Annotated in this window: 18 protein-coding genes; 8 read left to right on the top strand and 10 right to left on the bottom strand. The window is 39.1% G+C overall.

Annotated features, from left to right (window positions below; translation table 11 throughout):
• Window positions 1–10: 10 nt before the first annotated feature.
• The 3 genes from V7Q04_RS12395 to V7Q04_RS12385 are packed head-to-tail and all read left to right on the top strand — an operon-like array spanning window position 11 to window position 2,737.
• Window positions 11–757: a nickel/cobalt transporter gene (locus tag V7Q04_RS12395; RefSeq protein ID WP_333805492.1), complete on the top strand. Its 747-nt coding sequence runs from the start codon at window positions 11–13 to the stop codon at window positions 755–757.
• Window positions 758–760: 3 nt separating this feature from the next.
• A complete protein-coding gene (locus V7Q04_RS12390; protein WP_333805491.1) occupies window positions 761–2,212 on the top strand; it encodes a nickel/cobalt transporter in 1,452 nt (483 codons plus the stop codon).
• Window positions 2,213–2,221: 9 nt separating this feature from the next.
• Entirely contained in the window at window positions 2,222–2,737 is a 516-nt protein-coding gene (locus V7Q04_RS12385) for a DUF1007 family protein (RefSeq protein ID WP_333805490.1), read from the top strand.
• 152 nt (window positions 2,738–2,889) lie between these two features.
• On the opposite strand, the gene V7Q04_RS12380 is transcribed toward V7Q04_RS12385, so the two are convergent.
• A complete protein-coding gene (locus V7Q04_RS12380; RefSeq protein WP_333805489.1) occupies window positions 2,890–3,396 on the bottom strand; it encodes a flavodoxin in 507 nt (168 codons plus the stop codon).
• Window positions 3,397–3,419: 23 nt separating this feature from the next.
• On the bottom strand, window positions 3,420–3,863 hold the full coding sequence (locus V7Q04_RS12375) for a hypothetical protein (protein WP_333805488.1): 444 nt from the start codon (window positions 3,861–3,863) through the stop codon (window positions 3,420–3,422).
• A 108-nt stretch (window positions 3,864–3,971) separates the two neighbouring features.
• Between V7Q04_RS12375 and V7Q04_RS12370 the strand changes: the two genes are divergently transcribed.
• Window positions 3,972–4,598: a LysE family translocator gene (locus tag V7Q04_RS12370; RefSeq protein WP_333805486.1), complete on the top strand. Its 627-nt coding sequence runs from the start codon at window positions 3,972–3,974 to the stop codon at window positions 4,596–4,598.
• On the opposite strand, the gene V7Q04_RS12365 is transcribed toward V7Q04_RS12370, so the two are convergent.
• The 6 genes from V7Q04_RS12365 to V7Q04_RS12340 are packed head-to-tail and all read right to left on the bottom strand — an operon-like array spanning window position 4,595 to window position 9,027.
• Window positions 4,595–5,413, bottom strand: a complete 819-nt coding sequence (locus tag V7Q04_RS12365) for a TIGR01777 family oxidoreductase (RefSeq protein ID WP_333805485.1) — start codon at window positions 5,411–5,413, stop codon at window positions 4,595–4,597. The two genes, V7Q04_RS12370 and V7Q04_RS12365, sit on opposite strands and share 4 nt — an antisense overlap.
• Window position 5,414: 1 nt before the next feature.
• A complete protein-coding gene (locus V7Q04_RS12360; RefSeq protein WP_333805484.1) occupies window positions 5,415–5,921 on the bottom strand; it encodes a hypothetical protein in 507 nt (168 codons plus the stop codon).
• Window positions 5,918–6,877, bottom strand: a complete 960-nt coding sequence (locus tag V7Q04_RS12355; protein WP_333805482.1) for a hypothetical protein — start codon at window positions 6,875–6,877, stop codon at window positions 5,918–5,920. Before V7Q04_RS12355 ends, V7Q04_RS12360 begins: the two co-directional genes overlap by 4 nt.
• Window positions 6,874–7,542 (bottom strand): ABC transporter ATP-binding protein, encoded by a 669-nt coding sequence (locus V7Q04_RS12350; RefSeq protein ID WP_333805481.1) that lies wholly within the window; start codon window positions 7,540–7,542, stop codon window positions 6,874–6,876. Before V7Q04_RS12350 ends, V7Q04_RS12355 begins: the two co-directional genes overlap by 4 nt.
• A complete protein-coding gene (locus V7Q04_RS12345; protein ID WP_333805479.1) occupies window positions 7,539–8,726 on the bottom strand; it encodes an ABC transporter permease in 1,188 nt (395 codons plus the stop codon). The genes V7Q04_RS12350 and V7Q04_RS12345 overlap by 4 nt, the downstream gene beginning before the upstream one ends.
• Window positions 8,716–9,027: a hypothetical protein gene (locus V7Q04_RS12340; RefSeq protein ID WP_333805477.1), complete on the bottom strand. Its 312-nt coding sequence runs from the start codon at window positions 9,025–9,027 to the stop codon at window positions 8,716–8,718. Before V7Q04_RS12340 ends, V7Q04_RS12345 begins: the two co-directional genes overlap by 11 nt.
• A 254-nt stretch (window positions 9,028–9,281) precedes the next feature.
• Between V7Q04_RS12340 and V7Q04_RS12335 the strand changes: the two genes are divergently transcribed.
• Window positions 9,282–9,905: a LysE family transporter gene (locus V7Q04_RS12335; protein WP_333805475.1), complete on the top strand. Its 624-nt coding sequence runs from the start codon at window positions 9,282–9,284 to the stop codon at window positions 9,903–9,905.
• Here V7Q04_RS12335 and V7Q04_RS12330 read toward each other — a convergent pair.
• Both V7Q04_RS12330 and V7Q04_RS12325 read right to left on the bottom strand, forming a co-directional pair.
• Window positions 9,902–10,243: an arsenate reductase family protein gene (locus V7Q04_RS12330; protein WP_333805473.1), complete on the bottom strand. Its 342-nt coding sequence runs from the start codon at window positions 10,241–10,243 to the stop codon at window positions 9,902–9,904. The two genes, V7Q04_RS12335 and V7Q04_RS12330, sit on opposite strands and share 4 nt — an antisense overlap.
• On the bottom strand, window positions 10,240–12,363 hold the full coding sequence (locus V7Q04_RS12325; RefSeq protein ID WP_333805472.1) for a diguanylate cyclase domain-containing protein: 2,124 nt from the start codon (window positions 12,361–12,363) through the stop codon (window positions 10,240–10,242). The genes V7Q04_RS12330 and V7Q04_RS12325 overlap by 4 nt, the downstream gene beginning before the upstream one ends.
• Window positions 12,364–12,494: 131 nt before the next feature.
• Here V7Q04_RS12325 and rarD point away from each other — a divergent pair, with 131 nt between their 5' ends.
• From rarD to V7Q04_RS12310, 3 genes are read left to right on the top strand one after another with little or no spacing between them, the layout of a single operon-like run.
• Window positions 12,495–13,391, top strand: coding sequence for an EamA family transporter RarD (gene rarD / locus V7Q04_RS12320; RefSeq protein WP_333805471.1), 897 nt, complete (start codon window positions 12,495–12,497; stop codon window positions 13,389–13,391).
• Complete coding sequence (locus V7Q04_RS12315) at window positions 13,392–14,066, top strand: response regulator transcription factor (RefSeq protein ID WP_333805470.1); 675 nt, start codon at window positions 13,392–13,394, stop codon at window positions 14,064–14,066.
• Entirely contained in the window at window positions 14,050–15,450 is a 1,401-nt protein-coding gene (locus V7Q04_RS12310; protein WP_333805468.1) for a sensor histidine kinase, read from the top strand. The genes V7Q04_RS12315 and V7Q04_RS12310 overlap by 17 nt, the downstream gene beginning before the upstream one ends.
• Window positions 15,451–15,509: the final 59 nt, after the last annotated feature.

Genomic DNA, 15,509 nt, shown 5'->3' with positions numbered 1-15,509 from the left:
GGAGACTCCCATGCTTTCATCTCTCGCTAACAGTTTTGCTGAGGCAAATCGCTATTTTAACACCGAACTTTCTTCTCATTTTCGTGCCATTGACGATGGTAACCTTGCACCCATGTTGCTCATTTTTGCGCTCTCTTTTGGGTATGGCGTGGTTCATGCCATAGGACCTGGACATGGAAAAGCCCTTGTTGCAGGCTATCTTTTGGCAAACCCCACCAAGCGTTCTCATGTGTTTCAAATAGGCTTTATGATTGCCATCGTGCATGCACTCTCAGCGCTTCTTGTGACACTTGCCGCAACCTATCTGATTCAAATCAGCGCGATGAAACTTTTTCGTCAAGTTAACCCGCCGCTATTTCAAATCTCAGGTGCGCTCATTGTTCTTATGGGCTGTTGGCTACTGTATGATGTGTGGCGTTCACGAAACATCACTAAAGAGAGTGTTCGCCCTCATAAAAGCCGTTTTGGCGTTGTGGTTTTAGCGGGCATCGTACCCTGTCCTGGGGTGATTACGCTTTGCTTTTTTGCCATCACATTAGGACACATCACCATCGGTATGGTTGCTGCTGTGTTTATGAGTTTGGGTATGGGACTGACCATTTCACTGGCAGGATTATTGGTAAATACCCTTCAAAAAGCTCGTCCTATCGTAACGCAACCGCGTTGGTTTTGGGCACTACGTCTTCTAGGTGTTTTGTTCGTTATCGCCTTAGGGGTTTGGTTCTTACTCAATCCAATGTCAACAAGAGCTTTTTAAATCATGCTTAAAAAATTTCTTTTTGCTTTTTTGCTTCTGGCACTACCGTATCAGATGTATGCTTGTGCTTTGTGTGCGCTGTATACACCCTCAGCAACGGTGAGCATCAACCTCGAAGGCACGCCTACTAAGATAGAAACCATAACGTTTCAATGGACGTTTAGCCAAGATTTTATCAACACGCTTTTAGAACGTTACGATGAAAATCACAATAACAAACTTGACCCCAAAGAGATAGAGCGCATTAAGGTCATTTTAGAAAATTACATTTCAAAACGCCATTACCTTACCAACATCGAATACTTAAGCGCATCGCGCCCCAATCAAGAAGATATTAAAAAGCTTCCCCTTAAAATCATCTCTAAATCGTTTTGGCAAGAAGCGGATACGCTCAACTTTCGTTTTACCACCCTTCTCAACCAAGAAATAGCAACAGGGGATGAGCTTTCCTTTGTGATTGAAGACAAAGAGGAGTATTTTAAATTTCTCGTACACACAGTGACACATACGATTGCAGAGCCTTTTTCGCTCGAATTTAATCTCTTTAACCACATTGCTTTCACCAAAATCACGCATGGAACAACCACTCAACCGCAAGAGCTTTCAAAAGAACCAACAACCACTCAACCGCAAGAGCTTTCAAAAGAACCAACAACAACACTGCCGCAAGAGCAACCCAAAGAACTTCCGGCTTCCATGTCTTGGCTACAATCACGCTTAACCCATATGCAACAAAACATTCAAGAAACGATTCGCTCTCTAAAAGAACAAGGTACACCTTTAACGTATGCCCTATTTTTAGGGCTTTCTTTTTTATACGGGCTTCTTCATGCCGCAGGACCAGGACACGGTAAAGCACTGGTGAGTTCTTATCTTTTTGCGTCTGAGCATCGCTATTCAAAAGCGATCAGTATGGCAGCCCTCATTGGCATTGTCCACACGTTTGCAGCATTTCTTTTGACACTGGTTATCTACTTTTTATTCGACCTTTTCTTTAATGCCTTTTTTGACAATGTGACCTATTATGCGACAAAACTATCGGCACTTATCATCATTTCAATTGCAGGTTATTTGGTCTGGAAAAAGATAAAAGCGATGAAAGCACAACCAAAAATCGTCGCTTTTTCAACACACCCTTTTGCGTGCCAATGCGCAGGATGTTCGCAAAAATCGCAAAGTACCGACTGGGGTGTTGTGCTGAGTGCTGGGATTATTCCTTGTCCTGGCACCATCACTATTTTTATTTTTGCACTCAACACAGGAGCCTATATACTGGGCTTTTTAGCAGCCCTTAGTATGAGCTTCGGAATGAGCAGTATCATAGCGCTAACGTCCATAGCAACGCTCTTTACCAAAAAACGTTTCCAAACAAAAAGCCCAAAAATCATCCTCTATAGCGAAACGATTAGTCTTGCTATTATGTTGATTTTGGGTATTTTATTACTTATTGCGTAAGGAGCATTTGTGTTTTTTCGTTCACTCTTTGTAGTCGTTTTCTTCAGTACGTTTGTTTGCGCACATCCCCATGTTTTTATTGAAACAAAAGTCGAAGTTTTACCCGAAAAAATCGTCCTAATATGGAGTTTTGATGAGATGAGTTCTGCGATGTTAATGGATGATTACGATAAAAATAAAGACAAAAAGCTTGATGCCAATGAGGTCGCTTTCATGGAAAAAGATCATTTTAAAACGCTTGAGCCTTATACGTACTTTACGCATATGTCCGATGGCAAAGATGAGTTTGACCTCAAACGCGTTATGGAGTTCAATGCCAAGTTTGAAAACAAAAAGCTCATTTATACCTTTGCCATTCCCAAACCAAAATTCAAAAAGTACGAACTACGTTTTTACGATGCGGAGATGTATGTTGCACTCATTTTAAAAAAAGAGTGGCTTATCTGTAAAGAGCCTATAAAATGTAAAATTGAAGGTTACGATGCGGATTATTACTACGCCTATAAAGTGGTCGTCCAAGAGTAAGAGAAGGCAAAATGCCTCCTCAACTTAGCAAGTACATTTGCAAAACAGCAGTCGCTCTTTCGCACTTTTCGCATGCTTTTCATCTACCTTTTCGGTATTGTAAGATTTAAAAAAAGCCTTAGCTGGTCTACTGTAAACTATTTCGCAAGCACTCATGCACTCTCCTTTAAAGCAAGTTCTAATTGATCGCACCATAAAGCAATCCGTCCATCGCTCAGTTCACTTTGATTATCTTCATCCAAAGCAAGCCCCACAAATTTTCCATCAATAATCGAAGCCGAACTCTCGTACGAATACCCCGTATCGTCCCATGCCCCAATCACTTTAGCACCTTTTTCAACTACCTTATCGTAAATGAGGCGCATACCGCTGACATAGTCGCTACCATACCCCTCTTGATCACCAAGACCAAAGAGCGCTACGATTTTTCCGCCAAGATCTGCTGATGTGAGATGACTCATAAAACTATCCCAATCGTCTTGCAAATCACCGTCATACCATGTGGACGTTCCGAGTATAAGCAGGTCGTATTTGGCAAGATCATCGCCATTCTTGAGTTTCCCTACATCGAAAATATCCGTATTTAAACGTTTTTGTATTTTTAAAGCCGCATCGGCAGTATTGCCGTTTGTACTTCCGTAAAAGATAGCTGTCTTCATAAACTCATTCTCCTTTGTAAGATTTAATAGATAGTATAAGGAACTAATTTAAGCGTGTACTCAATGCCTAAAGCATCAAGCTTTGGACTACGAATGGGCACATGTTTTCTAAAGTTGGCACTTCGAGGAAAAAGCAAATAAATATGCTTGCACTCCAACGATTCAAGCAAATCAATCGCACGGTTGATCTCTTCGTGTGCTTCAAGATCAGCGCGCTCTTCTATCAATTTCCATGTTGGGTAAAGATGCAATGCCTCAGCGTCATCGCTTTTAATCACAATGCGTGATGCTTCTTGCATAATGGTCATATCAGGGTTTTGGCGCTTAACACGGCTAAAAACATGATGCGTAAAAAGTTCATAACTGTTAATGGTAAAACAAAGAGCAGGATGCTTTGCTAGCAGAGCCAAATCTTCTTTATCAAAACGCTTGCTTATTTCATTGAGTGTTGAATACGCTTCTGACATTGGACACCTTTTTTATTTCTTGAAATGATAACCGTTTTCAAATAAGAAGTCAATATCTTTTTATACTTTTCACTGTAAAATACATTTTTAGTTGAAAAGGAACGGATTATGCCACTCGATCTTTGGACATTTTTAATTGCTATTACACTTCTTACCATGACACCAGGTGCCGATACAATGATCGTCATTCGTAACACATTGCGTGGTGGGGCAAAAGATGGATTGGTTTCAAGTTTTGGGATTTGCTTGGGATTGTTTGTTCATGCGACACTCTCAGCAGTGGGCATTTCGGCTATTCTACTCTACTCAGCAACAGCATTTATGCTCTTAAAAACAGTGGGGGCACTCTATTTACTCTGGCTTGGTTTTAACTCACTTAAGTCATTTTGGAATGCAAAAGGCATCCACCAAACACATGTTGTTCCAAAGCCATTTCGCTTTTTGGTCTCTTTGCAAGAAGGATTTTTATCGAATGTTTTAAACCCAAAAGCAGTTATTTTTTACATGGCATTTTTACCGCAATTTATTTCACATGAGCATTCAGCCCTTGCACAATCGCTTTTTCTAGCACTCATACATTTTATTATTGCTATGATTTGGTTAGGACTTCTTATCTATACCCTTATCTCTGCCAATAGTTTCATTACGAAAAGAAGTGTACGTCAAAGCCTTGATGCCATCTCTGGTATCGTAATGATAGGACTTGGCATCAGGCTTTTTTTAGAAAAACGTTAATTTAAAATCTTGGTCAGTGATTTTTGTAAATCACCGTACGCAAACACAAATCCTTTTTCCAAAAGTGCTTTAGGATAGACCTCTTTACTGTCCAGTAAAACGCTCGACCCCTCACCAAAAAGTAGTTTAATGACAAAAGAAGGCACGGGTAGAAAAGTTGGACGATGCAACACATTTCCTAGAATCTTTGTGAAGTGGTAGTTACTAAGTGGGTGTGGTGACGTTGCATTAAAAATACCACCGTATTTATGCTCTAAAACAAAAGTATAAATAGCAACCAAATCATCAAGATCAATCCAACTGGTCACCATTTTTCCATCACCAATAATACCTCCAACACCCAGTTTAAAAGCCGGTAACATCTTCTCAAGTGCGCCACCATCCCGACCCAAAACCACACCAAAACGTAAAATAGTTGTTAGTTTTGTGCATTTTAAAGCTTCTGCTTCCCAATCGCGTGCAAGGTGCCCTAAAAAATCATCGCCCAATTGAAGCGTATGCTCATCGCTGGGCACATTATTTGGGTAAATACCCACGGCAGAGGTAGAGATAAAATGTTCTACGTCACTTTGATTCATCGCTTCCACTAACTTTTTCGTCGTTTCAATACGACTTGTGTAAAGCACTTTTTTGTACGCTTCATTCCACTTTGCCACAATTGGTGCACCCGCAAGATTAAAAACCGCTTGTACCCCTACCAATTTTTGACGAATTGCATCAACATCATCACCACGTTCAATGATGACAAAATCAGAAAATCTCTGTTTTAACGCATTGGCAACAAATCCGCTTGCCCCACTCATAGCTACTTTCATCTTAGTGTCCTTTTAAATGTTGTCGTACTTTTGGGTCACTCATAGTCTCACCTCTAAGCATACGAAGGTGCATTTGCTCAAAGTCTATCATACTCTCTTTTGACATCTCATATGCTCCAAATCCATAACGCATAGGCGTTTCATCATCACTCTTATAGCTTGCTTTGAACGCATCAATATAACGATTGGTATCATTACTAAACACCCAAAAAGTAATGGTTTGTGGCTCTATTTTTTGTTCTTTAAGCCATAAAATAGCACACCCAATGTCATCAAAAAAGTGGGTTTTTAAATCATTTGTTATAATTTGCGCTGTGTGTTTTTTACCCACAAGATACATATGGCACTGCGGGCATTGCACCGTATTGTCTTTAAAGTCCAGTGGGACTCTCTCTTTATTGATGATTTCAGAAGGGAGTTGATTTTTAAGATGCAACGTGTAAAAAAGTCCCCCAAGCGCTAAAAGCGGAAAAACAATCAGAATACTAATTAAAACATTTTTTTTCAAAGCCATACTCCATTACGTATAAAATAAACTATCGGATATGTCGAAATAAGAAAAAGATAAAACGCGTTTAATCCCAAAGAGAGCCTGCTAAAACGCATATTTCCTTTGGAGAGAAGCGATAAAACCGCGCCACCCATCCCGTAAAATGTGCCAGAGAAGAGTAGCGTATAAAGCAAATACCCCACATAGTAATAATCTTTTTGTAAAAGACAAAATGGACAGCGATGTGTGGGAAGTTCATACACATAAGGGCTAAAGAAAACAATCAAAGCGATAATCGAAAAAATAAGAAACATGGCGTTAGCAAAAAGTGTTAACACACCATTTTTAAGGTAAAAAGCAAGAATACACATCACAAAAAAGCCATAAAATAGCCCTACCCACAGCAATTCATTGACCGCAAACAACAGTGAGATATAAGAACTACTGGAGGCTGAAAAAAGCGTACCACAACAACTGACAATTTTACTGATATTAAGCCCTGCAAAAAAGGCTATTTCAAGCCCTATTTCTGCAAAAAGAGGTACAGCAAATAAAGCAAAAAGCGTAAATTTCAGCTTTGTAAAGGGCAACTTTTCAGAACTCACATCGGTATAATGAAGCAGCAACCAAAACCCAAAAAAATACAGATTGAGCAGTTTAAAGAGTGTTAGGTAAAGCCCAAAATCAACCGAATTGATGACACCACTCGCACACATAGCGCCTGCGATGATGTTTGAGAGTTTATCACACGTGTAGATAAAAAACAAAAACAGAGGCAGTTTGAGTATGAAGATGTATTTGATGATGGTGGCAACCAGATAACTCTGTTTGGTGAGACTGTACTGTAATGGGGTACTGGCGTTATTATTCCAGTAAAAAGCAAGTCTCATTGAAAGGAAAAAAGCAATAACACCAAAGAAAAGAAAAATGGCATCCAGCGTTAAGAGAGCAATAATCTCAGGCGTTAAGCTCATAAAATGATCTCACCATTTTTAATTTCAATGACACGATCTACAAAAGGCAACTCAAAAAAGAGCGGATCATGCGTTGCGATGAGCAATGTCACACCACTTTGTTTCAGTACTTCAAGTGAGACTATCAGTTCACGTGTCAGTGTTTCATCGAGATTTGCCGTTGGTTCATCGGCAAGAATAATGGAGGGATTGTTCACCAAAGCCCTTGCGATGGCAACACGTTGCTGTTCGCCTCCAGAGAGGCGGTTAACCCTCATCTTTGCTTTATGCACGATGCCATATTGCGCCATAATCGCTTTAGCTTTTTCTTCTAAAACATGCACAGGCAGGTTTTCAGGAATCAATGGAACTATAACATTTTCAAGCGCTGAAAGATGGGATATAAGATGAAATTTTTGGAAGATAAACCCAATGTTCTTTCGTCTAAGTTGCGCACTAAATGCCTCAGGCAGTTTGGAAATCTCTTTGCCATCCACACTGATTTTTCCGCTGCTTGGTTGCATCAGTCCAGCAATCAAAGAGAGTAAAGTACTCTTGCCACTGCCACTTGAACCTTTCAGCACCACACATTCACCCTTTTTTATCTCCAAAGAGATGTTTTTCAGCGCATGTGCTTCTTCATCCCCTTGCATAAACTGTTTGCATACCTCATGAAGGGTTATCATCGCATTACCTCGTCTGCATCCAAAATAGAAGCTCTCCATGCAGGAATTAAAGTTGCTGCAATATAAATGGGCACACTGAGCAAAAAAAGTAAAACAAGCATCGAAGCATCCACACTAAATGGAAGTACAAAAGAGGGTTTTAATGCGGAATAGCCCATAAAAAGGTTACGCAAGAGTGGTGCTTGCAAAGCGTACACGTAAAAGAGTGACACAACAATGCCGACTAAAAAAGCACTTACAGAGAGTGTAAAACTCTCGTAAAACTTCTCCTTAAGGATGTCATCACTGCTCCACCCCACTGCTTTTAAAATGCCAATTTCCTTCTTCTCTTCGGAGCTTAAACCACTTGTTTTATCGTAAATAATAATAAAAAAAGCAAACGCACAAATGCTAAAAAGTGCAAGAAAAAAACCGCTTTTATAATCAAAAATATTCTGGTAACTCACCCTAATGTCGTCTTGGGTAATGGCCCGCATATCGGGGTATCGCTCATTGATTTTCTGCACGATGGTCGGAATCTCTTTAACATTAGTAACTTTAATGACAATATCGGTGGCTTTGCTCTCATCCATACCAAAAATACCATACACCAACTTTTTAGGAAGGATGATGAGATCATTGGATTCTAATGCAAGATCGGAGTGAAAAACACCCGCAATGCGAACCCTTTGCCATTTACCTTCACTGGTGATGAAGTTAAAAAACTCAGTGTAATAATTCTCTTCCAAAATCTTTTTCACACCCTCGCCGATGATCATGCCATTCTCTTTTTCCAGAAGCTTGACATCAAAACGCTGCGTAAGCGTAGAGAGTGTTGCGGAGTACTGTTCTTCATAGGCATCTATACCCACAATCGAAAAATTCACACCTGCAGGTTTAAAGTAGTAGTAGCCCCACACACGAGGTGTCACCGCGCTGATGCCCTCAATATCCAGCAATGCTTCTACCCGATCAAGGGGCACATCACTTTGCTTTCCTGCTGAAAAACGCTGTAAAGTAATCTGCGGTAAAGCCTTAAGTGTAGTATTGAGCTCAAGTTTAATCGCATCGGCAATCATCAAAACTGAAGCAAGTACAAAAATCAGTAAGCTCAAAATAAAAAAGATGAAAAAACTCTTGCCAAAACGACGCATAAGGGAGCGAATGGCGTAATCAAGAAGAAGGAAATTGGGCTTAAAAGACACGTTCTATCCTTGAAGGATGTGTATATGGCGCATAACGATAAACAAAAGTGGAGGGAAAATACTCTAAAAGTTCGGGTGACTCATTAAAATAGGCAAAAATAGAACTAAGGCTACGGTGGCGAACATAGTGCGCTTCATTCACAAGAGCAAGGTCAGGCAACCCCACAAGCGCACTCAATTGCTCTTTTGATGTTATTTGCGTTGACGTGAGTGTGCGCGTATGAGAAAAGTAAATGCCCTGTGCCATTAGTGTGACACTAAGCGTAAAAAATAGTGTGAAAAACATGAATCTAGCGCGCATTGCTTCTCCTTAACCTAAGAAAAGATTGTACCACAGCAAGGCACTTTTATCAATAGAGTCATTATTGAACTCTTTACACGTTTTTAAAGCAAAGCTTCAAAAACTACGTTAACACTGGGTTTTTCTCGGCAAAATGCCCACGCACCCTTGGTGCTTCAAATTTTTGCAAAATAAATTTTGCAAAAACTCTATTCTCTCTAAGCCACTTTGGATTACAATTCCGTATCTTACATGCAAATGAGAAGGATTCTTTTATGGAGCTTGATATTTGGTTAACGATGCTTGTGGCATCTATTTTGATTAGCGTCTCGCCTGGAGCTGGAGCGGTTGTTTCAATGAACTATGGACTCAAATACGGACTTAAACGCTCATATGCAGCTATTATGGGGCTTCAAATGGGTCTTTTTGTGCAAACATTTGTTGTGGTCATTGGGCTTGGTTCACTCATTATGAGTTCGCTGATGCTTTTTAACATTATTAAATGGGTTGGTGTTGCTTACTTAGTTTTTTTGGGTGCAATGAAGTTTATCGAAAAGCCACATTTGCCAGATGATACTGCCAATATTAAAGCCTTTAGTGCCCCTAAAGCTTTCATCCAAGCGACCTTAATCAATCTTACTAACATCAAAGCAACCGTCTTTTTAGTCGCTTTTATACCCCAATTTTTAAACCCAAACCAGCCTCTTTTAGGGCAATTTATCATTATCTGCTCAACACTTATTGGTGTGGACATCATCGTGATGACAGGCTACAGCTCACTGGCATCTAAATTAAAAGGTGTGCTCAAATCTATTCGTGCCATTAAAATTCAAAACCGCCTCACAGGAGGGTTTTTACTCTTGGCAGCTTTTTTTATCTCCACCGCCAAGCGTGCTTAGACAAATTTTTGAGTGTAAACCTCTTCATCAAAACCAACCAAAAGCGTTCCATCTTCACACTCAACGATGGGGCGCTTAAAAAGCAGTTGTTCTTTTAAAAGCCAGCTTTTTTTCTCTTCATCGCTGATGTCTTTAGTGAGTCCCAACGTTTTAAACTTTGTCCCTTTTGTGTTAAAAATAACGGACATGGGCTGTTTGCTAAGCCACGATTCGAGCTTTGCATCGCTTAGTTGTGTACTTTTTAGATCAACAAAACTATAAGGTACTACCTTCTGTTTAAAAAATGCAATCGCTTTTTTTACACTACCACATGTTGTAATGCCGTACACTTTAATCATACATTCTCCTTGTAAAACTCTATACGATTTCGCCCTTTTTGCTTGGCTTGATACATCGCTTTATCGGCTTCGCTAAAGATGTGCTCTTTATGTTGTTTATCATATCCAAAAAGTGCTACACCAATGCTTGCCGTACACTCATGGGTAATCACTTTATCATCGCCTTCTTCATCCAATAAAAGGACATACGGCGCTCTAATATGAAAGAGTATCTTAGAAGCTACTCTCATCGCCTCAACCTTAGCATTCTCTTGATCTTTACTTAACTCACCAAGCGCCACGATAAACTCATCGCCACCAAAACGAGCGACAATATCACTTTGACGGACACACGCATTCAGACGTGCGGCTACATCTGTGAGTAAAAGATCGCCTGCTTTGTGCCCAGAAGCATCATTGAGCGGCTTAAAATTATCCAGATCTATTACCAAAAGCGCACCCCATTGATGATGACGTTTCGCTTGGGCGAGTAAAAACGTAAATTTTTCATCAAACATTCTTCGATTGGGTAAGCGTGTAAGCGTATCATGAAATGCAAGCTCACGAATCAGCTCTTCATTTTTCTTACGCTCCGTGATGTCTGTTGAAACCCCGCATAAAGCGTAAATACTGCCATCTTCACGTAAAAGTGGCATTTTAGTGGAAAGATATGTCGTGGTATTGCCTGTTTCTTTATGGGTATTTGCCTCTTCAAGCGTTACCTTACGTCCGTATTCAATCACTTCACTATCAAATTTTCGAATCTGACGAACCGTTGCTGCATCAAAAAAATCACTGTCTTCTCTCCCTATAATTTGATCTAAGGGAAGACCAAAGAGATCACATGTTTTTTTATTGGCATAAAGATAACGGTATTGCGTGTCTTTGATGTAAATGAACGCTTCTACACTATTAAGAATCGTATTGAGCTTGGCTTCGCTTTGCATAAACCCAAGGGTTCGTTCTTGAACTGTCGCCTCCAATGCGCTTTTGTTTGCACGTACGTATTCGATCATCGCTATAAACTGCTTGGAAAGTTCCTCAATCTCAGCACTTCCAACAGGGTTTAGATCAATCTCATAATGACCATTCCCAATCTTTTGCATCGATGTTTTCAGTTGTTCTAGTGGGTTGAGAATCAAAGAATGTAGCTCAATGCTTACAACAATAAGTGCAATTAAAAAAAGTACACTCAGCATCGGAAGAATAGAAAAATCTTTAATAACCTCCAACTCTTTGGAATCAATCAGTGTTAGACTAAACCAATCAATCTCTTTAAGATAGCTCATACCAAGAAGCTTTTTGCCACCTCCATACTCTACCCAAAACGTGCGAATTTCATCAGGATGAGCGCTCAAATACCCAATCGCTTCTTGAATCGCATTGCGATCATTTCTATGTATAAAGAGTGTATCTATTTTCCTATGACTGCCATCTGCTTTTTGTAAACTTTCATAGTCGCTAAGCTTGGTATCACGCTCAAGTTGAATATCTAAATGACGGTTAATAAAAAAATTCTTCACGCCTTCTTGCTCTATGCCAACAGACTCTCGCACAAAGCGTGTAAAATCCATTCCCGTACCAACAATGCCAACGATTTGATCATTAACTCTTACATCATAATTGATCCACACATACGTATTACCAAGTGCTTCATCCGTATCTACGTTAATTTGATATGCTTTATTATCCGCAAGAACGGCATAGAACCAAGAATCATTGCTTCTAAGGGAAGAGAGTTTATACTGAAGTTCTTTACCGGCATAGCTGTTTTTTGCATCGTTAAAATAATAATTTTCACTTTTTACAAATCCTGCAAAATAACTTTTACTTTGAAATTTTTGACGGTATGTCTCTAAAACTGCCAAGCCCTTTTGACGATTTGTATTGTTCTCATCATCCAATGCCATAGCAATTAAAGCTGGCTCTTTAATCATCTCTTTAATAATTTCAATCTCATGAGCCAAAGGAAGAAGCGTTCTATTTTTATCAAAAACAATTTGCTTTTTAATAAATCGCTCTGCCCACTTTTCGTTAATTTTAGAAAATAAAATCTCCGAATAAGACCAAACACATAAAGAGAAAAATATAAAAAGTGTAAACATAAACGTAAATAACTTTCCCTTTAGGCGCATTTGCATTTTCTTCCTTTCCCTATTTTTTAGATTATAACAATTTTTAGTAACAAATAAAAATAAATTATTGTTCTTAATTCATACATGTAAGTATCTTTATCCTATAATATCGACACTACTACACAAAGCTGGATTCCATGAACAACCTCTCAAAAGAAGCACAAGGCTACATATACGCTGTTTTAGCGTTCGTATTTTGGGGCTTAGTGCCGATCTATTTTAAACTTATCTCAAATGTAAGCGCTACCGAAATATTAGCGCACCGCATTATTTGGTCTGTTTTCCTTCTCTTTGGTATGATTCTTTTTAGTCGTCAATTTGGAGCATTTAAACTGCTCATCAAAGATGTTCACAAAATAAAATACCTTGTGCTCTCCGCCTTATTAGTCTCAACAAACTGGCTTGTTTTTATTTGGGCAGTGGGACACAATATGATCGCAGAATCAAGCCTAGGATACTACATCAATCCATTGGTTAACTTTGCGCTGGGCATACTAATCTTTAAAGACCGCCCCTCTTTTTGGCAAAAAATTGCGATTGCTTTAGCATTTATCGCGATTGCATATCAGGTTTTCTCGCTTGGCTCCGTGCCCATCGTCTCTTTACTCTTAGCATTTAGCTTTGCTTTTTACGGTCTTATTCGTAAGCAGGTCAATCTTCCTGCGCTGACAGGACTTTACATTGAAACACTCATTTTGTTTCCTTTGGCCCTGATCTATTTTGGCTATTTGATTGCAACCGATCACAATGCCTTTGTATTTCCACTCAATACAACTTCGTGGTTATTGATGCTTGCAGGTGTTATTACCGTTGTGCCTCTTTTATGGTTTAATGCCGCTGCTACGAGAATTTCCTTGATGTACCTAGGATTTTTCCAATACATTGGACCTACCGTTTCCTTTTTGTTAGCAATTTTTGTTTATGATGAGATTTTGGTTCCTGAAAAACTCACAAGTTTTGTGCTTATTTGGATTGCACTTGCCATTTTTAGTATGGATGGATACTTGAAAAAAAGACGCTCAAAAGAAGGTTAAATGAAAGTTCTGATCGTAGAAGATGATGTCAAAATTTCTGCTTTTTTAAAAAAAGGGCTGGAAGAAGAGTACTTTTGTGTTGACATCTGCGATAATGGCGATGATGCTATATACCTTGCGGAACTAGGTGCTTACGATGTTATTATTCTAGATATTATGATTCGAGGACTACAAGGTGATCAGGTCTGCTCAAAACTCAGGGAGCAAAAAATTGCCATACCTATCATTATGCTCAGCGCCAAAAGTACCATTAGCGATAAAGTGAGCCTACTCAACTCAGGCGCGGATGATTATCTGACCAAACCTTTCAGTTTTGATGAACTGCTTGCGCGTATTCATGTACAACTGCGTAAACATGACCAAAAAGAACAGCTTTTTCGTGTGAGCGATCTTGAACTCAATCCTCTTACCAAAACCGTTAGTCGCGCTAATGAATTTATCTCCTTAACGGCCAAAGAGTATGTTCTTTTGGAATACCTAATGCGCCATAAAAATGCCATCGTAGAAGAGCGTATTTTAGAAGAGCAACTTTTTAGTATGGAACAGAGTATTCAAAGTAATATTCTCAATGTTTACATGTACCGACTGCGTACTAAAATAGATAAAAATTTTGAACTCAAACTCATAAAAACACATCGCAACCAAGGATACTCCATCAGTGATACCGCTCTTTAAAAATTTTAAATTCAGACTGATCGCTATGCTTGGGATTGTTTTATTTGCTCTCTTTTATAGCTTTGGATACATCGTTGTACACACGCTTGAAAGTTCGTATAAACAGTCTTTAGAAGCCAATCTTTTTACCGTTTTAAAAGACATTAAACATGACTTTATCCAAGCTTCAGATAAAGAAACCATCATCCTTGATGACAATAAAAAAGAGTTTGATATCCCTGTTTTATACGCACAAATTGTAGCCTATGATAGCCTCTCAAATACGCCACACGTTCTCAACAAATCCAGTGATCTTAAAGGTGAAATTCTCAAAATAGAGCCTTCTATTGTTCAACAAATTTTTGAAGAACCAGAGAAAATTGTTTTTTCGATAATGTCCGATACCCAATTAACACAACGCAAGATCTATATTGGAACAATTTTTTTAGCTCAAAATGAGTTTCAAATGCTCTTCTTGCAATGTGCGATGCCTTATGATAAACATACTCCTCAAATCAAAGAGATGATCTCTACACTTTGGGTAGGGCTCTCTTTGTTGCTTGCCATTATTTTAGGACTGGCTTATATTTTAATTTCAAAATCACTTTCAAACGTTCAAAGAGTTACCAATATAGCCAAAGCAATAACGACGCAGGATTTACACTCGACCATCCCCAAAACGCATATTGCCTATGAAATCGATAATCTAATCGATACATTTAACGCCCTTTTGAGTGAACTGCAAAATGCGTATGCGCAGGTCAAGCAGTTTGGGCAAAATGCTTCGCATGAACTCAAAACACCGTTAACCATCATCAAGGGTGAAGTTGACGTAGGTCTGCGCAAAGAGCGCACAGCCGAAGAGTACCAACACATTTTAAAAAAGGTTGCCAAAGAGGTCACCACCCTTCATGAGGTCATTGAAAAAATTCTCTTTTTATCCAGTAACACTAAAAATGAGCTCAAACGCCATTTTAATGAAGTCTATTTAGATGAAATTCTCATGGATGCCATCGAAGAAAAACGCCTTTTATGTAAGCAGAAAAATCTGAACTTACAAGTCAATACCTTAGAACCTGTCAGTGTGTCAGGCAATGCCGCTCTTTTAAAAATCGCCATCGCCAACCTTATTGACAATGCCATCAAATATACATCAACTCCAGCCACCATTAACATCGCTCTTTTCCCGCATGAACTTCAAATAAGCGATGAAGGTATGGGAATTAGCAAAGAAGAGTTGGTACATGTTTTTGAGCAGTTTTACAGAGGCAATGAAAGTAAGCAAAGTACCCAAGGAAGTGGATTAGGGCTTGCCATTGTTAAAAACATTCTTGACCTACATGATTTTGGTATTTCAATCCAGAGCCAAGAAAAAGTTGGTACAACCATTTTTATAACATTTTAATTCATCCTAAATTCATTTATTTATACTAGAATGTGAGCATTAACTTAATAAGGATAGTA

The sequence above is a fragment of the Sulfurospirillum sp. genome (assembly GCF_036802865.1).
Lineage (GTDB): Bacteria > Campylobacterota > Campylobacteria > Campylobacterales > Sulfurospirillaceae > Sulfurospirillum.
The sequence above is the reverse complement of the archived record's forward strand: the minus strand, read 5'-3'. Positions and strand labels throughout refer to the sequence as shown.